A 20,606-nucleotide genomic window follows, 5' to 3' on the forward strand; every position below is an offset into this window, starting at 1 on the left:
CGCATTGTTCGGCATCGAACCTTTGGGAATGCTTAAGGTTTGTGCATGGACAATCCGGCCCCATGCACCTCCTGCTCATCGAAGACGACCTGGACCTGGGTCGGGCCCTCTCGCAAGCGCTCAAGGCCGAGGGCTTCAGCATCGAATGGCTGCGCCGCATCGCGGACGCCCCACGGTCCTTCGAGGGCGACGCCTGCGGCTGCGTGCTGCTCGACGTGAGCCTGCCCGACGGGTCGGGCCTGCAACTGCTGTCGCGCTGGCGGCGACAGGGCGTGACGGTGCCGATCGTCGTCATCACCGCGCGCTCGGCGCTCGAAGACCGGCTGGCGGGGCTGGATGGCGGCGCGGACGACTATGTCGTCAAGCCCTTTGCCACGCCCGAACTGGTGGCGCGCATCCATGCCGTGCGCCGGCGCTACGCGCACCAGGCCAGCGACGTGTGGACCTTCGGCGAGCTGGAGATCGAACCGCGCAGCCATGTGGCGCGGTTGGCGGGCGTGGCGCTGGACCTGTCGCCGCGCGAGTTCCAGCTGGTGCTGGAGCTGGCACGCGAGCCGGGGGCGGTGATTCCGAAGGGCACGCTGTCGCAGCGGTTGGACCCACTGGGCGAGCCGGTCGACTTCGGCGCGATCGAAGTGCACGTGTCGAACCTGCGCCGCAAGATCGGCGCCGAGCGCATCAAGACCGTGCGCGGCGTTGGCTACATGCTCGCAACATGAAGTGGCTGTTTCAGCGCAGCCTGGTGCGGCGCGTGGCGCTGTCGCTGCTGCTTGCCTTCACGCTCGCATGGGCCGCGCTCGTGGCCTACATGTACCTGGATTTTCGCAGGACCATGGACACGGACTCGGGCGTGGTGCGCGCGGGCCGCGAACTCAACAGCGCGCTGACCAAGGTCAAGCGCGACGAGGTCGCCGTGGCGGTCATGGACACCATGTCGAACATGATCAACGAGCTGCGCCGGGGGGAGGGCAACCTGCCGGGGCGCGTGGTCTTCCTGCTGAAGGACACCGAGGGAAAGCTGATCTACGTGTCGCCCGAGATCGCCGGGCTGGCCGTGCGGGGCGATCCCGAGAAGATGGTCGACGTGAAGCTCGGCAACCAGCGGTACTGGCTGTACGAGGGCCGCAATGCGCGCTGGCAGGTGTGGGTGGGCGAGCCGCACTCGGGCATTCCGTGGCTGCTCGGGTTCATCGGCAGCTCGCTCGTCGTGCCCTTCCTGATTGCGTTTCCGTTCGTGCTGGGGCCAGTGTGGATCGCCGCGGCGCAAGGCATCAAGCCATTGAGGGCGCTCGGCGAGCGCATTCAGTCGCGCAGTGCGGAAGACCTCTCGCCACTGGGTTTCAATCCGAAGTACGCCGAGCTGAAGCCGCTCGTGAAGGCGCTCGAAGACTTGCTGGCGCAGCTGAGGGGCAAGGTCGATCGCGAGAGATCGTTCGTGAACGATGCAGCGCACGAACTGCGAACGCCGCTGGCGGTGATCGGCGCGCAGGCCCATGTGCTGTCGCGCTCCACCGATCCGGCGGAGCGGCAGGAAGCGGCGCAGCACCTGGAGCACGCCATTGCGCGCGGCTCGCACCTCATCCAGCAATTGCTCGAACTGGCGACCATGGACGGGTCGGCGCGCCCCGAAGTGCAACGCGTCGATGTCGCGGAACTCACGCGGCGGCACCTGGCGCAGGCCGCGAAGGATGCGGCCAGCCGGCAGCTGGAGCTGATCCTCGAATCGCCCGACAGCGTTGGGTTCAGCCTGCCGGTGCCGCTGTACGAATCGGTGTTGCGCAACCTGCTCGACAACGCGGTGAAGTACGTCGACGAAGGCGGGCATGTGGTCGTCACGCTGGGGCTGGCGGGCGGCGTGCTCACGCTGTCGGTGGTCGACAGCGGACCGGGCATTCCGCAGGAAGAGCATGCGCTGGTGTTCGACCGCTTTCACCGCGTGTCGGGCACGTCCGCGCAGGGCACGGGCCTCGGTCTTTCGATTGCGCGGCAGGCCTGCCAGCGCATGGGCGGCACGATCGAGCTGACGCAGAACCCGACCGGGCGCGGGTGCGCCTTCACGGTCAGCATACGGAGCCAGCTCACGCTCGATTCGTTGCGCCGGGGCAGTGCCGAAAAAATTTGAAGCGCCCTGTTGACGGCGGCGTAAAGACTATTTACAGTCCGACCTCATCGCGGTTTCGGCCGCAGAACATTTCGACCCAGACAACAGGAACCATCGTGGCAGCAACAGGCATTCGCATCGACAGCATTCGGCCCGCATCGGGCCGGGCGCTCGTGCGCGTCGTGCTGCGCAATGGCCTGGGCATGCTGGCGTCGCAGCAGCTCGATCAGTGCCCGAACCCGATGCAAGCCCTGCAGGCCAAGCCGTGGGATTGCGTCGATCAGGATCAGGTGTCACCGGGTGGAGGAAGCGCATAGGCGCACACCTCCCAAGCGCTCTCAAGCAGAGGCCCGGACACCGAAAGGTTCCGGGCCTCTTTGTTTTTCGACCTTCGTTCAACACAACACGCAGTGATCGCGCTGCATGACGCCGAGGCCCCACCCGGCAGACGTTCTTTAAAAAAATCGCGCCTCGCATCCATCAGCCCCGGTGACGGAACCGGCATACGTGTCCGCCTTAGAAGCGGAATTCTGGGAGTTCGAATCTCCCCTGGGGCACCAATCAAATTTTCTCTGGGTGTAGTGTCAATCTGGTAGACGGCCTGCCTTGGAAGCAGGAGGCTGCAGGTTCAAATCCTGCCACTCAGACCATTCTTTTCATTCACGCGTGTGTAGCTCAATTGGCAGAGCACTGGACTCCAAACCCAGCGGTTGAAGGTTCGACTCCTTCCGTGCGCGCCATCTTCTTTTTCTTTCTTTTTTTGATGGCCCTTCGCCTAGTGGTCCAAGGCACCGGGTTTTGATCCCGGTATCCAAGGTTCGAATCCTTGAGGGCCTGCCATCTTTTCTTTGTTCTGTCTTTTCGTTCCGCTAACTCAGTGGCCAGAGTGCCTCCCTGTCCAGGAGGAAGCCAGGGGTTCGACTCCCCTGCGGAACGCCATCTCTTCGGCGCGGTAGCAAAGCGGCAGTGCAGCGGATTGCAAATCCGTCCAGACCGGTTCGACTCCGGTCCGCGCCTCCACGCACGCGGCGTCAGGAGCCGCTGCGATCGCGCGGGGCACCCGCAGTGCGAACCTTGGGCGTTGCCGACGGCGATGCCGTCGGGTGAAGCAGGTTTTCTACCGCCTCGTTGTTCTCGCCGCCTCGAAGCGCCAGCGCCCGGTAGGGCGTGATCGTCGCGTTCACCTGCATGTTGGCCGAGACGCTCGCGATGTTGCCGGCCGAATCAGTGGCCCGTGCTTCGATGCTGGCGTAGCCCGCTGCACTGGGCGTCCAGTTGCAGGTGTAGGGCGCGGCCTTCACGGTGCACAGCGTCTTGCCGTCGACGATGAACTGCAACTCGGCAACACCGGCGTCGGCCTGCACCGCGGCGGACAGCGTTGTCGCCGTCTTCACCCCGGTGGCGGCCGGCACGGCCACCGACACCACGGGCGGCGTGGTCTGCGCCGGCGGATTGACCATCACGTTCGCAGTCGCCATCGCCGAATTGCCGGCGGCGTCGACACCGATCACGCGGATCGTCTGCATGCCCGGCGCCAGCGGTGTCCATATGCAGGTGTAGGGCGGCGTGTCGAAGGTGCAGATCGGAATGCCGTCCGTGCCCGCGACCTTCACGCCCCACACGCCGACGTTGTCGACCACCGCGGGCGCGATGGTCACGGGCTGGCCCACCGTGGCCATGGCCGGTGCCGACAGCGACACCGTCGGCGGCGTCGTGTCGACCGCGCCCAGCGCCACGTCGATCGTGAAGGTCGACTGGCCCTTCACGGCCTTCTGCTCGAAGGCATCGAAGATCGTGAACCAGCTTGCCATCGGCGCCCGGCCCGGTGCCGAGGCCTTGACCAGCAGTGTCGATTTGGCGCTGTTGAAGCAGGTGAAGCCGCAATCCCAATCGAAGGCGAAGTGGCCCGCCGCATCCGCCGTGCCTTGCACCAGCAGGCTCATCGGCTGCTGCGGCGACGCGCCCGTGTGCCGCCACACCGACACCTGCGCGCCGGGCAGCGCTGCGCCCGTGTCGCGGTCGGTGATGCGCACCTGCGTGGCCGTGGTGCCCGCCATGTACTTCGACGTGCCGAACTTCGGCCAGTCGCTCCAGTCGGTGTTGATGTTGGCCTTGGTGCCCGCCGTGAAGCGGATCATGTTCAGCGTGATCACGCGGTTGGTGGCCGGATCGCGCCGCTGCTCGAACACCGTGCCGAGCAGCGGGTCGAGCCGCCAGCTCTGGCGTGTCCACCAGTAGCGGTCGGTGTCGCTCATCAGGGCCAGGTCGGCCTGCGGCGCGGTGCCGGTGGTGTCTTTCACCATCGCGGCGTTGTAGTACTCGCCCGCGCCGGCGCCGAACACGTGTTCGAGCTCGTGCAGCAGCGTCTTGAGCTGGCGGCCCAGATAGTCTTTCTCGGTGGATTCGGGCGCGGCCGCGGTGATGGCACGCGACAGGTGCAGCGGGTCGTGGATCGCGATCCAGTTCAGGTTCCAGGTCACGCCTTTTTGCGGAAAGGTCCAGCTCGCGGCCAGTCCGCCGTGGCTGTAGCCCTTCGTCGACTTCGAGACGCACACCGCGATTTCGCCATCGACCAGCCCACTGTGGCTGCAAGGCGGGGCCGAGGCGGGCGCGATCAGCTGCAGGTCGCTCGCCGGGTTGAACACAAAGCTGCGCACGGTCTCGCGCGTGAACACTGTGTTGACGTCGGCCACGTACTGCGCAAGGCGCCGGCCTGCTTCCGCGGGGCCGATTTCATCGGCCAACGCCGGGTCGACGTAGAACTTCAGGCGATGCACGCTGTGTGGTGCATTGCCGACACTGTTCAGCTCGGCCTGGGCCGTACCGGGTGCCATCAGCACACCGAAAAACAGCGCCACGACAGAGGGAAGAACACGAGAAAGGAGCGAGGAGGTTGCGCCCATCTGTTCGTGCGTTTGTGTATCAAAAATGTAAGATTTTTGTGATTTAAACACAAAAGAGCCTCATTTTTTACACATCTGAAACAGATGGGGTTCAGCCGGAAGAAGGCGGACAAGGTCACAAGCCCGTCACGAGCGGGTAGAAAAATCCGCCGCCTTTCCTGGGGTCTCGGTGCCGGCCGGCTCGCTCCGCGTGCCGACAAGACCGTGATGCCTCTACAGAAACGTTTTTCGCAATTTGAATTGCGTGTAATTATTTTGTTTGAGAAATTGAAAATCGGGATTTAAAACTTATTACTTTATTCCCTCGATGCTTGAAAAGGCTGGCAACAAAATTTCGTGAGAAATAGCGAGTCGCTGGGCAAAGTTTGTTAAAAACGAAAGCGCTTTGTCACGTACAGGCTGCAATATGGCTGTACGTTCGATTTGCAAGTGTTGATTGCTTGGCCGCTGTAAGGCAAAAGCCTTGCATTGAAAAATAACAGCCCTGACTCCTGTGTCACCAGAAGCTGGGCATTGATGGCGGTCTGTCTATTTCGGGGTTGCCGTCCCGCAAAGGGAGGCAGCGGGTGCAATGGTGTCCTGAGGGGCAGGGAGCTTCCAAAGAATGAATCGCAGCTTCATAGCCCACAGTTCTCTGGGCGAGCGGCTCAAGTTCCGGTCGATGACGGGACAGGAGCGCATCTCGACGCTCTTCGAGTCGCGGGTGCGGCTCGTCAGCGACATGTCCAGCATCTCGGCCAAGCGCATGCTGGGCGAGGACATGACCGTCGAGGTGAACCTCGCCACCGAACTGGGCGGCGCGGGCACGCGCTTTTTCAGCGGGCAGGTCACGCGCTTTGCCTATGTCGGCAAGGACGACGGCGACATGTGCGTCTATGAGGCCGTATTGCGGCCCTGGCTCTGGTACGCCACCCGGCGATCCGACTTCAAGATCTTCCAGTTCAAGACGGTGCCCGAGATCCTGCAAGAGGTGCTGGCGCCCTACGGCTTTGCCATCGACGCCAAGCTCAGCGGCAGCTACCGCTCCTGGGATTACTGCGTGCAGTATTCCGAGACCGACTTCAGCTTCGTCAGCCGGCTGATGGAGCTCGAAGGCATCTACTACTACTTCGCCCACAGCAAGGGCAGCCATCAGCTGGTGCTGTGCGACGGCCCCGAATCGCACGCGAGCTTGCCGAGCGGGCCAGTCAAGGTGCCCTACCACGCGGGCGTGCTCGCGGCCCAGATCCTCGAGCAGGACTTCATCGACACCTGGAGCCACAGCGAAGACATCGCGTCGGGCCACTTTGCGGCCGACGACTACGACTTCAAGAAGCCCAACGCAGAGATCGACACCCTGCGCCGCCAACCCGCCGGCCACAGCCGCGACAGCTACGAGCTGTACGACTGGCCAGGCGGGTACACCGAACTGGGCGATGGCGAAAACTACGCGCGCCTGCGCCTCGAGCAACAGGTCGGGCGGCGCGAACTCATCGAGGCCGAAGGCAACCTGCGCCACATCGCGCCCGGCTACCTGTTCGACCTGGCCAGGCATCCGAACGACGAGGAAAACAGGCGCTACCTGATCGAGGCCGCGACCTACGACTTTCAGGAAAACGCCTTGCGCGTGGACGGCGCCGCCGGCGCGGCCTACAGCGAATCCACCAGCGGCACGAGCTACCGGCAGGCCTTCGAGGTGTTGCCCGACAACGCGCCGTACCGCACCGCCCGCGTCACGCCCAAGCCGCGCACCACCGGCCCGCAGACGGCGGTGGTGGTCGGCCCCGCGGGCGAAGAGATCTATACCGACGAATACGGCCGCATCAAGGTGCAGTTTCACTGGGACCGCTACGGCAAGATGGACGAGAACTCCTCCTGCTGGATTCGCGTGTCGCAGACCTGGGCTGGCAGCAACTACGGCGCGATGAACATTCCGCGCATCGGCCAGGAAGTGATCGTCGATTTTCTGAACGGCGACCCCGACTACCCGATCGTCACCGGTCGCGTCTACAACGCTGCGCAGATGCCACCGTGGGAGCTGCCCCGGCACAAGACCCAGTCGGGCATCCAGACGCACTGGAGCAAGGGCGGCGGTGGCAAGCACATGCTGCGCTTCGAAGACAGCAAGGGCACCGAGCACATCGAACTGTCGACAGACTACGGCAACACCCATCTGCACATGGGGTACCTGATGAACCAGGGCTCCGAGGTGCAGCGCAGCTATGGCTTTGAATTGCGCACGAACGAGTGGGGCTCGATCCGGGCGGACAAAGGGTTGCTGCTGACGACGTACACGCAGGACTTCACTCAGAAAATCTCGCGCGACAACCCCGACGGCCATCAACAGTTGGGCGACATGCTGCAACACACCGAGGGTCTGATGCTGCAGGCCGAGCAGGCCGTGTCAGAGACCAAGGCGTTATTGGGCACCTTGAAGGACGCGCGCTCGAGCAGCCTGGGGCCCATGCTTTCCTCCATCGTCGGTGCAGCAACCGGCGCTGGTGCGGCTGAAACCGGCATGCCTCAAAGTGGCGACCCCGCGATGTCGGAGTCGAAGCAACTGCTGTCGGACAGCAAACAGGTCGACAAGCCTATCGTGTCGATCGTCAGTCCCGAAGGCCAATCGATCATCAGTCCGAAGCCCGTCGTGATCAGCAGCGGCCAAAGTGTCTCGATGCACGTGAAGAACAGCATCACTCTGTCGAGCGGCGCGCAGGTTACCCACTTGGTCAAATGTGGAATGTTCACCCACGTCAATACCGGTGGTGCCGTCACCGTGGTTTCAGCAGGGGACATCGCCCACACGGCGAAGACTGGGGCGATGAATCTCGTGTCTCTGCTCAACAACAGCCTGACATCGACAGCCGGCGATGCCAACGTCGAGGGCAAGAACAACGTGCTGGTCAAGGCAGAAACCACAGGTATCAAGATCACAGCCCCCAAGCGGATCGAGCTCGTGTGTGGTCCGACAAAGATCGTGATGGATGGCGACGCTGGAACCATCACCTTCGAAGCGCCCAACCAGGTCTCCATGGAGTCCACGGCGGCCAATCTGTCGTTCAAGGCCAAGACCAAGATTGGGGCCGAAGGTGATACGGGGGTGCTGGACTTCACGGGAACATTGGCCCAGTACGGTTCGGAGATACACCTGAACCCAGACAAGTCCTGAGCTGGATTGGTGGCCGGCGGGAGTACTGGCGTCAGGGCGCCAAGGCCCTGCGGTGTTACCGGAGGAAAAACCATGAAATACGTCACCCAAGAACTCGAACTCAATCTTCCCGAGCCCTTTCAGGATCGCAGTGTCAACGCCTTGCTGTTGGGCAGCAAGCAGCCGCCGGACTTCAATCTGGTGATCAGCCGGGATGTGATTCCCCAAGGTGCAGTCCTCGATGAGATCGTCAGGAAGCAGATGAAGTCCATCGCTTCGGCGCAGGAGAATTTCAAAGAGCTGCAGCCTGCAACCAGGCGCATGGTGAGCAAGGTCGACGCAAGCCAAGTCGAGGCTATTGAAATTGCAGTGCGCTACAAGAACAAGGGCAATGTGGTTTTCCAGCGCCATCTGTACATGAGTGCTGGTGGTCGAAAAATCCTGATCATCGTGGGAACGACCGTGGGCCTCTGGGAGGCCAAAGACGACGCCACCTGGAGCCAATTGATTGACAGCGTGCGGCTTCAGTAGCCGGCGGGCTCCTTCTTTCTTGCGCCATCGCCTTACCACTTCCTTCAGGGCCATTTCATGCCAGAAGCCGCGCGCCATTTGGATGAGATATCGCATAGCCATGCAGAGCTGGGTTTTTGGCTAGGAACGGCAGCCGCTTGCGTTGTCGGTGGGCTGGCCAGTTGGGGGCTTGGGGCTGCACTGGCGGGCATGGCTTGTGTGTTTCCATTCGGGACCATTGCCGCCATTGCCATCGGGGTGGTGGTGGGCGTGGCAGCCATTGGGCCGGCAGCCGATTTCGTGCAATCGACCGGTGAGGCGATAGGGCGAACATTCACGTACGTCACGGGGACGTTGAATGCCATCGGTTCCGCCAACGTCCTGGTCAACAAGAGAGCTGCGTATCGTGCGCACATGGCTGCAGTCGACTTTGCCGATTGCAGCGACCATCCGTCGCCGAAGCACAGTCCTGTGATCGAGGGTGCGACAAGCGTATGGATCAATGGCATGCGTGCTGCCCGCAAGGGCGATGCCGTGGATTGCGATGCCAAGATCAGTTCCGGTTCCGGCAATGTGATCTTTGGCTCTCCGCCGGTGGCGATCGCGAACAAGCGCTCGCAGGAAATTTCTGACGATGAGCGCAAATATGCCGGCTATGCGCGTTTTGCAGCCGAGTTGATCGGTGGTGCTGCCTCAGGGGTTGGCAAGAAATTGCCGTGTTTCTTGGCGAATGTGGCAGTAGGTCTTGGAATTGCCGCTGGTGCGAGCGCGACCGGACTCAGCTTGCCCAGCTTCGACTACGGCAGCCGAGGCGGCAACAGCTTTGGCACCTGGCTTGGAAATTCTCTGCAAGGCAAGCCAGTGCATGTGCCCACGGGGGCCAAGATCATTCCATTCGAAGATGACGTCGTCTTGCCTGGGCCGCTGCCCCTGGTGTGGTCCCGCTTCTACAGCTCCAAAGATGCGCGTGTTGGAATCATGGGGCAAGGTTGGGTAACGCCGGGCGCTCTGGAACTTGTGTTCAAGAATGGGCAAATCCACTACATGGGCCCGCAGGGACGCGAACTGACATTCCCTGACGTGGCGCCTGGAAGCAAGAATTACTTTGTCTCCGAGCAGTTCCAGATCGTTCGCACGCCTGGTGGCCACTACATCGTGGCCTATCCCGGTGATGGCATGGTCTACGAGTTCGGTCCGCGTCGCACCTATTTCGAGGGCGAGCGTCTGGCGCTGAAGATTGCGGCAGATCTGCATCACAACACCATCGAATACGAGTATGACGAAGCAGGACTGCTGCGCGGGATCGGCAGCAGCAACGGGCATCGACTGGCCTTGCACTACAGCTCCGACAACCCGGCGCACGCGCGCTTGTTGAGGGTCGAGCGTCTGAGTGGCGCCGTGCCGGTCGTTCTGGTCAGCTACCGGTACAGCGATGCGGGCGATCTGGTCGAGGTGATTGATCGCGAGGGGCAGTCGGTTCGCAGCTTCGCATACGACAACCACATGATGGTGTACCAGCGCTTCAGGAGCGGCTTGAGTTGCCATTACACGTGGGACGAATTGAGCCCGAGTGGCCGTGTGCTGAGGCATTGGCTCGACGACGGGGAGTCCTACGAATTCAGCTATGGGGCACCTGACGCCGGTGGCAACTATGCAGTGCGTTGTGTGGATCAGCTTCTGCGGGTGCAGCACTGGACCTGCAATGCCGACAAGCTGGTGACTTCCTACACCAACGCCTTGGGCGAGCGCAGCGAGATCGAATGGAACGAACTGCAGCGCATGACCCGCCACACCCTGCCTGGCGGTGGTGAGTACCGTTTCGTCTACGACGCGCGCGGGCAGTTGGCAACCCTGCAGGATCCGCTCGATCGCATCGTCACCTTGCGTTGGGAGGATCGACTGGGAAAGTTGTCCAAGCTGGTGGGCTATGACGGCCAAGCCTGGTTCTACACCTACAACGACCAAGGCGACTTGACCGAAGTCACAGGGCCGAATGGCGTGAGCCAATCGGCGGTCTACGACGAAGCGGGGCTACCGGTGTTGGTGACAGACGCCCGAGGCGGCGTGACTCGGTATGGCTACAACCCGCAAGCCCAAATGGTGAGCTTTACCGATTGCTCGCGTCGGACCACCCACTACTACTACAACGCCGAACACGACCTGATTCAGGAAACGGATGCGCTGAACCAGAGCACCCGATATCAGTACAGCCACTCGGGGCAATTGCAGATCGTCAAGCTCGCGGATGGCGCCGAATATCGCTACGGTTACGACACGACGGGGCAGATGGCCCTGGTCGAAGATCCGTTGAGGCATCGCACGCAGTACCGCTACAACCCCCGTGGCCAACTCCTGGATCAACAAGATGCGGAGGGCCGGCGCGTCTTTCTTGGCTATGACAACGCGCAGCGCTTGCACAGACTCGTTAACGAGAACGGCGCGAGCTTCGAGTTCATTTACGACGCGGCCGACCGCATCGTCGAAGAGCGCCGCGTGGGTGGCTCGCGCGTGCAGATCGCGTATGACGCCAATGGCTGGCCTGTGACTGTTGTCCAGCATCCCGGCATCGGCGATGACGATCTCGAACTCTTGAGACCCAGTGATGCCCGGCCGCCAGCACAGCCCTCGCGAACCGACCTTGTTCGCGATCGAGCAGGTCGACTGATCGAGAAGCGATGCGAGGATCACCATTACCGCTATCGTTACGACGCGCAGGATCGCTTGCTCGAAGCTGTCAAGCTTCAGGTGTTGCGCAGCGCTGGAGCTCAAAACTCCACGACCACGGTTGCCGCAATGGAGTTGCGGCCGCTGCACACCGTGCGCTTTGAATACGACCTGCTTGGCAACCTGATCGCCGAAACCAGCATCGACGAAACGACAGGCGAGCAGCACAGCATGCGCCATGCGCATGACGAGTTGGGCAATTGCACCCAGACGCTCTTGCCTGCATTGGCTGGGCAGACCGGCGGTCTGAGAGCTTTGAACTATCTCTACTATGGTTCGGGCCATCTTCACCAGATCAACCTGTCGCAGCAAGAGGGGGACGCGCCAGCCAGCCACATGCTCATCTGTGACCTGGAGCGCGATGCGCTACATCGCGAGGTCGCACGGACGCAGGGGCAACTGGCAACCCGTTTTGCGTTGGATTCGCTGGGGCGTCGCGTGGCGATGTGGTGCCGTCCGGGTTCGTTGGCAGAACCTTTTGCGACACATGATCCCGCATGGCGTCAAGCGATCGAGAGTGCGGGTACTTCCCAGGCTCGTGTCCTCGATGGATTGATGAAGGAGTACAGCTACGACGCCACGGGCGAGCTTAGACAAGCTCGCCACAGCATCCAGGGTGCGACCGGGCATCACTACGACGCCACCGGTCGCATTGAGGAGACTGTGCGCACGCCATTGCCCAGAGCGCGCATCGTGCCCGCCGAAACGGTCGCCACTCATGAACAGTTTGCCTACGACCCCGCAGGCAATCTGCTCGACGCAGCATTGGGAGGCAACACGTTGCCTGAGCGCGCGCGTGGCTACGTGCGCGACAACCTCGTCCGTGTGTACGAGGACAAGCGATACACCTACGATGGCCACGGTCGGCTGATTCGAAAAAAATCGGGCAAGCACACCGAGCAGTTCCTCGAGTGGGATGCAGAAGACCGCCTGGTAGCAGTGCACACCACCAGAAGACCTGGTACCGAGCATGCAATCACGCAGGTGACGCGCTTCGATTACGACGCGCTCGGAAGAAGGGTGGCGAAGCACGACGCCTTTGGCAGCACGAGGTTCATCTGGGAGGGCATGCGGCTCATCGAGGAGCGGCGCGGTGCCCAAGTGGTGAGCTATGTGTATGAGCCCAACAGCTATGTGCCATTGGCGCGTTTGGACGCGCGTGGCGGCGAGATTGATGGGGGAGAGAGGGCCACAGCCAGCGGCTTGGAGGCTCCGGTGATCCGGCCTTCCGCATCGCCATTGCACGTGCCTCGAGCGGGTGGCGACTTGCCTTCATGTGAGATCTACTACTTCCACGCGAACCAGGTTGGGTTACCCGAGGAGTTGAGCAACAGTGAGGGGCGGCTGTGCTGGCGCGCCAGCTATCGAACCTGGGGCGCTACAGTTTCAGAGCAATGGGAATTGACCGCCCTTGACGGGCGGCAGGCCCCACCGAGCGAGCAGGGGCACCAATTGGGCATTGAGCAAAACCTGCGTTTCCAAGGGCAGTATCTGGACAGGGATACGGGCCTGCACTACAACACTTTTCGCTTTTATGACCCTGATATTGGGCGATTCATCAGTCCAGATCCTATTGGACTGGCGGGAGGAATCAATTTAAATGGCTATGTTCCAAATCCGAGTGGATGGATTGATCCGTTGGGATGGGACTGGAATTATTATCTGACCGATGCAAACGGAGAAATTTACTACCATGGCCGCGCCTCTGATTCTCAAACGCTGAGCGACGTCATGCGCCGCCACGGAGCCAATGTCGGGAAGGATGGTATTGCACGAATGCAGCCCGGCGACACCATCAATAGAACAACGCCCGTTGGTACCCCAAAAGATACTGTTCGAGGTATCGAAAACTCAGGAACCAGAACGAAGGGTGTGCTTGGGCGAGGTGGGGACAGCGTTCGAGGGAATATTGACCAAGGCATTTCTGATGCCAAACTGAAAACGGATGCAGGCAAACGAAGAGTCGCGCTGGCGGAGGCGGAGATGAGCAGCAGAGGGGCGGCCTCTGCGGGAGAATTGAAGCCGCTGCAAAGTAAAACCATGAAGCCAAAGACTTGCTGATGAAAAAAATGGATCCCAAAGCTTTAAAAATTTTGAAGGCGTATGATCTTTTGGAGCCAGGGCGAACTTCAAAGGAAGATTTTGAATACGCTAAATCGGCCGGAATGATGTTCGATCCGATAAAGATTACGCACGATAAATCCGTTCAGTGGGCACGCAACGAGTTTGTGCAAGCCAGTAGAGAGAAGGTTGCTGCGTCCTTCTTGCTGGGTATCGGAGGCAACCTGTCCTATGCCCGAGCTGCGCTTTCCGCCTATGCGGTAATGGCCAATTTCCCAGAGCACAATTTCAAGGCAACGGAGGGCGTTCATTGTGCAATCTGCGCACAGCAGAAGGAATCGACAGTCGATCTGACGTTTATCAATAAATGCCGATGGAATGGCTCACTTGTAGGGCGAGAGCCTGTGGTGCTTGCTCTGTACCTTCAGCAGCAAAACGCGGAAAAAACTGATTTACCCGCAGAGTCGGATGTGAAGATTTTTTGCTCCATCTTGGATCTCATCTCTACTTGCCCTTCGGAAGAAACTCCGAAATCTTTGTTGAAAAAGATAAAAAAGATCCCCGGGCTAAAATTGCCCGGAGAAGAGGCCAAATATCTATTGGATGCCTTGGGCTACGCCGGAATATTGCAGACGCCGGAGCACAAAGGATTCATTTATAGCTACGTAGGGCACCTGACGCCCACAAAATCCAGAAGTTCCGATTGGGCCTATCCGGTAGATTTTTGGACGGGAAGCGATGGTGTTAATTTGGATGCCTTGATGTACTGGTTCAAGGAATATCCAGAAATCACTCAGTGGCGGCCGAGTTAGTCTTCAGGAAATAAAATTCACTGTCCGTCAAATCAATTCGGGTACATGAATCTTCGGGGGCATTGCCTCATGGGACAGGAGTTGCCAGCTACTGCGTAGCATTGAACGCATCGTGATACTGCACATCCCCCTCTGGCCAAGCACCTCCAAAGCAGACCGCCTGAAAGTACTCAGCAGGCACCCCCGGCAGCACAAGCCCCGGCCGCGCAACAAACCCGAAGCGCCCGTAGTACGCCGGCTCCCCCAGCACCACGCATCCTGCAGCACCCGCCTGCCGCAAGCGCTCCAGCGCCGCCTTCATCAGCGCAGCCCCCACGCCTTGCCCTTGCCGCCCAGGCACCACCGAAATCGGCCCCAACCCATACCAGCCAACCGCACCTGAAGGAGAAATCGACACAGGCGACACCGCCACGTGCCCCACGATCTCTTCGTCTTCACCCACCTGCGCCACCAGCGACACTGTCAGCTGCCCCGCCCGCCGCAACGCGTTGACGATGAACTGCTCCGTGTGGCTCGTGTGCGCCGCATCCGCGAACGCAGCCACGGTGACACACTCGATCGCCGCCGCGTCGCCCGCCCGTTCCTCGCGGATCAGCAGCGGCGCGATGCGCTGCCGCGTGTCGTCGTCGACCAGCGCGCGCAGGGCGCTGAACAAGGGCGTGGTGCCGGTGTGCTTCCTGCCGTAGCCGAGGTTGAAGGCGTAGTCGAAGTCTTCGGGGTTGGCGCCCTGGTTGTGCTGCAGGATGGTTTCGAGCTTGTCGAGCGCCTTCACGGCCTTGGCCTCGGGGGAGGCGGCGTTTTCATACTCGTCCCACAGCGCCAGCAGCTCGCCGCGCAGCTTGTCGTCGAGCGGCGCCATCAGCGTGAGCAGGTCCGCGCGTTCGCGCTCGCTCTTGTCGGGGTGGGCGCCTTGGCTCACCGCCGGAATGTCGCCGTGAATGGCTTCGCCCAGGTCGTGCACCACGCACAGCTTGAGCACCTTCAGCACGTCGAGCCCGGCCAGCTCTTCTTCGAACGCCATCGCCATCAGGCACAGCCGCCAGCTGTGCTCAGCCGTGCTCTCTGCGCGGCCGGAAGAGGTGTGGCCGCTGCGCAGCACGTCCTTGAGTTTTTCCGCCTCGCGCAAGAAGGCGAGCTTGCCCTTGAGTTTCTCGATGTTCATCGAGGGGAATCGTAGGGAGCGGGCTCGCGGCTGTCCACGCATGAGATATGCGCGGGGAGCGCCGCTACCGATCCTCGAAGGGGCTAAGGGTTTGCCCTAGATCCGAGGTCCGGTGGTCCGGACGGGGCGACTGCATTGCGGCCGGATCGTCGGCGGGGCGTGTCTCTTGGTCGAGCCATTTCCCTCATGAAATCAACGACTTGGCGCGCATTCGCTGCCTCGCGGCGCGTGGCATATCGATTGCTCAGTCACTGGGCCGGCCCTGCCGCTCGAAGCGGGGCCGGCCACGACACAACAGGAGACAAAAACCGATGAACACCATGGGCGACCTTGCCCTCACGGGCACTGGCGAGCGCATCGCCCAAGCCAACGCACCCGCCATGCCCTGCGCCGCCGCGACATCGACATGCCCGTCGGCAGTCGATGCCGGCAGTCGCACTCCCCACGTCGGCCGGCAAGCGCATGCCGCCGGCGTCTGAAATTTTCCAGGAGACATTCGTGGACCACCCACCCGTACGCCAACCCTTCTACAAGTCCCTGTACCTGCAGGTCATCACCGCCATCGTGCTCGGGGTGCTGCTGGGGCATTTCTATCCCGACACCGGCGCTTCGATGAAGCCGCTGGGCGACGGCTTCATCAAGCTGATCAAGATGATCATTGCCCCGATCATCTTTTGCACGGTGGTGGTCGGCATCGCCGGCATGGAAGACATGAAGAAGGTCGGCAAGACCGGCGGCCTGGCGCTGCTGTACTTCGAGATCGTGAGCAGCGTCGCGCTGATCGTGGGTCTCGTCATCATCAACATCGTGCGCCCCGGCGCGGGCATGAACGTCGATGTGAGCCAGCTCGACACCAAGGGCATCGCGGCCTACACGGGCCCGGGCAAAATGCAGAGCACCACCGACTTCGTGCTCAACATCATCCCCAACACCCTGGTCGACGCCTTCGCCAAGGGCGAGATCCTGCAGGTGCTGCTGATCGCCGTGATGTTCGGTTTTGCGCTGCACCGCTTCGGCGGGCGCGGCACGCTGGTGTTCGACGTGATCGAGAAGGGCTCGCACGTGCTCTTCGTGATCGTGGGCTACATCATGAAGGCCGCGCCCATCGGTGCCTTCGGCGCGATGGCATTCACTATCGGCAAGTACGGCGTGAGCTCGCTGCTGCAACTGGGCCAGCTGATGGCCACCTTCTACGCCACCTGCCTGCTGTTCATCTTCGTGGTGCTGGGGGGCATAGCCAGGGCCCATGGCTTCAGCATCTGGAAGTTCATCAAGTACATCAAGGAAGAGCTGCTGATCGTGCTGGGCACGTCGTCCAGCGAATCCGTGCTGCCGCGCATGATGGCCAAGCTGGAGAACCTGGGGGCGAAGAAGTCGGTGGTCGGTCTGGTGGTGCCCACGGGCTACTCGTTCAACCTCGACGGCACCTCCATCTACCTGACGATGGCGGCGGTGTTCATCGCGCAGGCGACCAATACCGACATGACCCTCACGCAACAGCTCACGCTGCTGGCGGTGCTGCTGCTCACCTCGAAGGGCGCGGCGGGCGTCACGGGCAGCGGCTTCATCGTGCTGGCGGCCACGCTCTCGGCGGTGGGCCATGTGCCGGTGGCGGGGCTCGCGCTCATCCTGGGCATCGACCGCTTCATGTCCGAAGCCCGCGCGCTGACCAACCTGATCGGCAACGGCGTGGCCACCATCGTGGTCGCCAAGTGGACCGGTGACCTCGACACGGTGCGCATGCATCAGCACCTGAACCAGGAAAGCACGCTCGAAGCCAACGAGCCCGAGCGTGTGCTCGACGCCACCGACGCGCACATGCCCGCAGGCCCGGCAGCCGTGGCTGCCTCCCGGCAGGCCTGAGCCGGGGCTTGCATGTCCGGCCCCACAAAAGGGGGCCATCGGGCTGCCACCGATGCGGGCAGCTCGCCCTTGTGCAATAACGCTCCCATGATTTCAAGGGAGCCGGTCCGGCGTTTCGACATGCCTTCCGACAGCACAAGGGGATGGCGCGGCCTGCCGCGCTGGTGCGGCGCACTGGCCCTGGTGGCCGTGGCCGCCTTTGCCGGCCACCAGCTCGCCATGCAGGCGGGCCTGGCGCGCCTGCGCGAGGCGGCCGACCACCGCCTCGACATGCTCGCGACCGGGCTCGATGCCGACCTGGCCCGCTTCGACTACCTCCCCGCGCTGCTCGAAATGACGCCCATCGTGCCGGCGCTGCTCGGCACGCCCTCCGACCTGCATCTGCGCGATGCCGTCAATCGCTACCTCGACGGCGTCAACGCCACGGCCGGCGCCGAGATGCTCTATGTGATGAATGGCGCCGGCACCTCGCTGGCCGCGTCCGACTGGGACAAGCCCGGCACCACGCTGGGCCAGGACCTGTCGTTCCGCCCCTACGTGATCGACGCGCTGGCACAGGGCCGGGGCCGCTTCTACGGCGTGGGCGTCACCAGCAACCGGCCGGGCTACTACCTGTCGTATGCACTGCGGCGTGGCCAGCCCTCGCGCGGCGTGGTGGCCGTGAAGATCAACCTCTCGGAGGCCGAGCACGCCTGGCGCAAGCTGCCGGGCGACGTGGTGCTGATCGACCAGCGCGGCGTGGTGATCCTGTCCACGCGCGACGACCTGAAGTTCAGGCCGCTGCTGCCGCTCGACGCACTGCAGCGCGCCGAAGTGCTGCGCTCGCGCCCTTATGGCGACGCCAAGCTGCAGCCACTGCAGTGGACGCAGAAAGAGGTGCTCGACCGCGACGTGCAGGTGATCTCGCTCGACGGCCGGGACCAGCTCGCCACCGCCCGCACCCTGCGCGGCGCCCCGTGGCAGCTCGTGGTGCTCGACGACCTGGCGCCGGTGCGCGTGGCCGCGCGCAACGCGGCCATCACCGCCAGCCTCGCGATGGCCGTGCTGCTGCTGCTCGCCGTCGCGCTCTGGCAGCGTCGCCGGGCGGTGCGCCAGCGGCTCGCCAACCAGGCCGCGCTGCAGGCGGCGCACGACACCCTCGAATCGACCGTGGTGGCCCGCACCGCCCAACTGCGCGCCGCGCAGGGCGAGCTGGTGCATGCGGGCAAGATGGCCGCGCTGGGCCAGATGTCGGCCGGCGTCGTGCACGAACTCAACCAGCCCCTCACCGCCATGCGCACCCTGTCGGAGAGCGCCGGCATCCTGCTCGACAGAAACCGCCTGGACGACGTGCGCGGCAACCTCGAACGCATCCGCCGCATGGTCGACCGCCTCGCGCGCCTGACCACGCAGCTCAAGACCTTCGCGCACAAGAGCGAACTGCCGCTGGAGCCGCTGCTGCTGTCCCAGGCCATCGCCGACGCGCAGGTGATCGTGGCCGAAGCCTCGAAAAAGCAGCGCATCAGCTTCGAGATCGACGTGCAGCCCGCCGCGCTCGGCGTCATGGCCGAAGAGGCCGCGCTGGGCAGCGTGCTCGTCAACCTCATGCGCAACGCCATCGACGCCATGCAAGACGCCCCATTGCGCACCCTGCGCCTGGAGGCGCGGCAGAAAGACGGCCGCGTGATCCTGAGCGTGAGCGACACCGGCCCCGGCATCCACCCCGACGTGCTGCCGCGCCTGTTCGAGCCCTTCGTGACCGGCAAGCCCGCCGGGGCAGGTCTGGGCCTGGGGCTCGTCATCTCGGCACAATTGGTGCGGGCCATGGATGGCACACTGCGCGCGGCCAACCTCAAGGACGGCGGCGCGTGTTTCGTGATCGACCTGCCCGCCGCCGTTGCCGAAACCCGCAACGCACCCGTTCCCTTTCTTTCCATTGCCCAACAGGAGTGACCCCCCAGTGAGCGAAGCCCCAGCCATCCGGGTGTTGCTCGTCGAAGACGACGAAGACGTCCGCATCAGCACGACCCAGCTGCTGACCCTGGCCGGTTTCGAGGTCGAATCCTTCGCGAGCGTCGAGCGCGCACGCCCGCACATCGGCTTCGGCGTGCCCGCCATCGTGATCTGCGACGTGCGCCTGCCCGGCATCAGCGGCACCGAGTGGCTGCCCGAGCTGCGCGACACCGATGCCGAGCTGCCCGTGATCCTCGTCACCGGCCACGGCCACATCGCGATGGCCGTACAGGCCATGCGCGAGGGCGCCTACGACTTCATCGAAAAGCCCTTCAGCGCCGAACGGCTGGTGGCCATCGTGCGCCATGCCATCGAGCGCCGCCAGCTCACGCTGCAGGTGCGCGCGCTGCGCGACGCGCTGGAGAACTGGCAGGGCATCCAGTCGGTGCTGATCGGCCGCTCGGCGCAAATGCAACAGGTGCGCCAGACCGTCAAGACCCTGGCCGAGACCTCGGCCGATGTGCTCGTCTACGGCGAGACCGGCACCGGCAAGGAGCTGGTCGCGCGCTGCCTGCACGACCACAGCGCACGCCGCCGCCAGCACTTCGTGCCCCTCAATTGCGGCGGCCTGCCCGAAGCCCTGGCCGAGAGCGAACTGTTCGGCCACGAGGCCGGCGCTTTTACCGGCGCCAATCGCGTGCGCATCGGCAAGTTCGAATACGCCAGCGGTGGCACCCTGTTCCTCGACGAAGTCGAGAGCATGCCCATGGCCGTGCAGATCAAACTGCTGCGCGCGCTGCAAGAACGCAGCATCGAGCGCATCGGCGCCAACAAGACCATTCCCTTCGACTGCCGCGTCGTCGCCGCGAGCAAGGAAGACCTGAAGGCCATGAGCGACCAGCAGAAGTTCAGGGCCGACCTGTACTACCGCCTGGGCGTCGCTTTCATCGAGCTGCCGCCGCTGCGCGAGCGGCGCGAAGACATCCCGCTGCTGTTCGAGCACTTCACCCTGCTGGCCGCCACCCGCTACGAGCGCGCCGCGCCGCTGCTGACCAGCGCGCAACTGGCCGACCTGATGGCCTACGCCTGGCCCGGCAACGTGCGCGAACTGCGCAACGTGGCCGACCGCTTCGTGCTGGGCCTGCTCGGCGAACGCCTGACGCAGACGCGGGGCGTGGGCAGTAGCAGTGCTGCTGCCGAAGGCGTGCCCGCCTTGCCGAGCGGGCTGCCGCAGCAGGTCGCGTCTTTCGAGCGGGCGGTGATCGTCGAGGCGCTGCGCAAGCATCGGGGCGACCAACCCGCGACCGCCACCGCGCTGGCGATTGCGCGGCAGACCTTGCATGACAAGCTGCGCAAGCTTGGGATTGCGGCGGACGAGTTCAAGTCCTGACGGGGCCTCCGCAGGCCTGCG

General features: G+C 63.0%; 13 protein-coding genes, 5 tRNA genes and 1 pseudogene. 16 read left to right on the forward strand and 3 right to left on the reverse strand.

Annotated features, from left to right (window positions below):
• Positions 1-62: 62 nt before the first annotated feature.
• From BLQ28_RS09975 to BLQ28_RS10015, 8 genes are all read left to right on the forward strand, one after another.
• Positions 63-719 (forward strand): response regulator, encoded by a 657-nt coding sequence (locus BLQ28_RS09975; protein WP_093238755.1) that lies wholly within the window; start codon positions 63-65, stop codon positions 717-719.
• Positions 716-2,122, forward strand: coding sequence for a sensor histidine kinase (locus BLQ28_RS09980; protein ID WP_093238756.1), 1,407 nt, complete (start codon positions 716-718; stop codon positions 2,120-2,122). The genes BLQ28_RS09975 and BLQ28_RS09980 overlap by 4 nt, the downstream gene beginning before the upstream one ends.
• A 95-nt stretch (positions 2,123-2,217) precedes the next feature.
• Positions 2,218-2,418 (forward strand): hypothetical protein, encoded by a 201-nt coding sequence (locus BLQ28_RS09985; RefSeq protein ID WP_093238758.1) that lies wholly within the window; start codon positions 2,218-2,220, stop codon positions 2,416-2,418.
• Between the two features lie 166 nt (positions 2,419-2,584).
• Positions 2,585-2,661 (forward strand) — tRNA-Leu (locus BLQ28_RS09990).
• A gap of 12 nt (positions 2,662-2,673) precedes the next feature.
• Positions 2,674-2,751 (forward strand) — tRNA-Pro (locus BLQ28_RS09995).
• A 14-nt stretch (positions 2,752-2,765) separates the two neighbouring features.
• A tRNA-Trp gene (locus BLQ28_RS10000) sits at positions 2,766-2,841 on the forward strand.
• Positions 2,842-2,964: 123 nt separating this feature from the next.
• Positions 2,965-3,040, forward strand: a tRNA-Asp gene (locus BLQ28_RS10010).
• Positions 3,041-3,047: 7 nt separating this feature from the next.
• Positions 3,048-3,121, forward strand: a tRNA-Cys gene (locus tag BLQ28_RS10015).
• Between the two features lie 11 nt (positions 3,122-3,132).
• Here the strand turns inward: BLQ28_RS10015 and BLQ28_RS10020 are convergent.
• A complete protein-coding gene (locus BLQ28_RS10020) occupies positions 3,133-4,959 on the reverse strand; it encodes an Ig-like domain-containing protein (RefSeq protein ID WP_256327239.1) in 1,827 nt (608 codons plus the stop codon).
• A gap of 649 nt (positions 4,960-5,608) precedes the next feature.
• On the opposite strand from BLQ28_RS10020, the gene BLQ28_RS10025 reads away from it, so the two are divergent.
• The 4 genes from BLQ28_RS10025 to BLQ28_RS32580 all read left to right on the forward strand — a co-directional run bounded on the left by BLQ28_RS10025 (position 5,609) and on the right by BLQ28_RS32580 (position 14,238).
• Complete coding sequence (locus tag BLQ28_RS10025) at positions 5,609-8,152, forward strand: type VI secretion system Vgr family protein (protein ID WP_093238759.1); 2,544 nt, start codon at positions 5,609-5,611, stop codon at positions 8,150-8,152.
• 72 nt (positions 8,153-8,224) lie between these two features.
• A complete protein-coding gene (locus BLQ28_RS10030) occupies positions 8,225-8,662 on the forward strand; it encodes a DcrB-related protein (protein ID WP_093238761.1) in 438 nt (145 codons plus the stop codon).
• A gap of 57 nt (positions 8,663-8,719) precedes the next feature.
• A complete protein-coding gene (locus BLQ28_RS10035; RefSeq protein WP_093238762.1) occupies positions 8,720-13,426 on the forward strand; it encodes an RHS repeat-associated core domain-containing protein in 4,707 nt (1,568 codons plus the stop codon).
• A complete protein-coding gene (locus BLQ28_RS32580) occupies positions 13,420-14,238 on the forward strand; it encodes a hypothetical protein (RefSeq protein WP_218121916.1) in 819 nt (272 codons plus the stop codon). The genes BLQ28_RS10035 and BLQ28_RS32580 overlap by 7 nt, the downstream gene beginning before the upstream one ends.
• 88 nt (positions 14,239-14,326) lie before the next feature.
• On the opposite strand, the gene BLQ28_RS10040 is transcribed toward BLQ28_RS32580, so the two are convergent.
• Together BLQ28_RS10040 and BLQ28_RS33255 are read right to left on the reverse strand one after the other, a co-directional pair.
• On the reverse strand, positions 14,327-14,836 hold the full coding sequence (locus BLQ28_RS10040; RefSeq protein ID WP_256327264.1) for a GNAT family N-acetyltransferase: 510 nt from the start codon (positions 14,834-14,836) through the stop codon (positions 14,327-14,329).
• Positions 14,837-14,842: 6 nt separating this feature from the next.
• Positions 14,843-15,400 (reverse strand): annotated as a pseudogene (locus BLQ28_RS33255) (HD domain-containing protein); the annotation flags it as partial.
• A 311-nt stretch (positions 15,401-15,711) separates the two neighbouring features.
• On the opposite strand from BLQ28_RS33255, the gene BLQ28_RS32935 reads away from it, so the two are divergent.
• The 4 genes from BLQ28_RS32935 (at position 15,712) to BLQ28_RS10055 (ending at position 20,585) form a co-directional block, all read left to right on the forward strand.
• Positions 15,712-15,879, forward strand: coding sequence for a hypothetical protein (locus tag BLQ28_RS32935; RefSeq protein WP_176801060.1), 168 nt, complete (start codon positions 15,712-15,714; stop codon positions 15,877-15,879).
• The gene (locus tag BLQ28_RS10045) at positions 15,863-17,263 is read left to right on the forward strand and encodes a dicarboxylate/amino acid:cation symporter (protein WP_093238766.1); all 1,401 of its coding nucleotides are present in this window, start codon (positions 15,863-15,865) and stop codon (positions 17,261-17,263) included. The genes BLQ28_RS32935 and BLQ28_RS10045 overlap by 17 nt, the downstream gene beginning before the upstream one ends.
• A gap of 87 nt (positions 17,264-17,350) precedes the next feature.
• Positions 17,351-19,195 (forward strand): sensor histidine kinase, encoded by a 1,845-nt coding sequence (locus tag BLQ28_RS10050; protein WP_093238767.1) that lies wholly within the window; start codon positions 17,351-17,353, stop codon positions 19,193-19,195.
• A 7-nt stretch (positions 19,196-19,202) separates the two neighbouring features.
• Positions 19,203-20,585 (forward strand): sigma-54-dependent transcriptional regulator, encoded by a 1,383-nt coding sequence (locus tag BLQ28_RS10055; protein ID WP_093238769.1) that lies wholly within the window; start codon positions 19,203-19,205, stop codon positions 20,583-20,585.
• Positions 20,586-20,606 lie beyond the last annotated feature (21 nt).

The organism is Variovorax sp. EL159 (genome assembly GCF_900100965.1).
GTDB lineage: Bacteria > Pseudomonadota > Gammaproteobacteria > Burkholderiales > Burkholderiaceae_C > Variovorax.

Bases quoted from the DNA above. Each gene is read 5' to 3' on its own strand.
- BLQ28_RS09975 (WP_093238755.1), top strand. From the start codon at position 63: ATGCACCTCCTGCTCATCGAAGACGACCTGGACCTGGGTCGGGCCCTC.
- BLQ28_RS09980 (WP_093238756.1), top strand. From the start codon at position 716: ATGAAGTGGCTGTTTCAGCGCAGCCTGGTGCGGCGCGTGGCGCTGTCG.
- BLQ28_RS10025 (WP_093238759.1), top strand. From the start codon at position 5,609: ATGAATCGCAGCTTCATAGCCCACAGTTCTCTGGGCGAGCGGCTCAAG.
- BLQ28_RS10030 (WP_093238761.1), top strand. From the start codon at position 8,225: ATGAAATACGTCACCCAAGAACTCGAACTCAATCTTCCCGAGCCCTTT.
- BLQ28_RS10035 (WP_093238762.1), top strand. From the start codon at position 8,720: ATGCCAGAAGCCGCGCGCCATTTGGATGAGATATCGCATAGCCATGCA.
- BLQ28_RS32935 (WP_176801060.1), top strand. From the start codon at position 15,712: ATGAACACCATGGGCGACCTTGCCCTCACGGGCACTGGCGAGCGCATC.
- BLQ28_RS10045 (WP_093238766.1), top strand. From the start codon at position 15,863: ATGCCGCCGGCGTCTGAAATTTTCCAGGAGACATTCGTGGACCACCCA.
- BLQ28_RS10050 (WP_093238767.1), top strand. From the start codon at position 17,351: ATGATTTCAAGGGAGCCGGTCCGGCGTTTCGACATGCCTTCCGACAGC.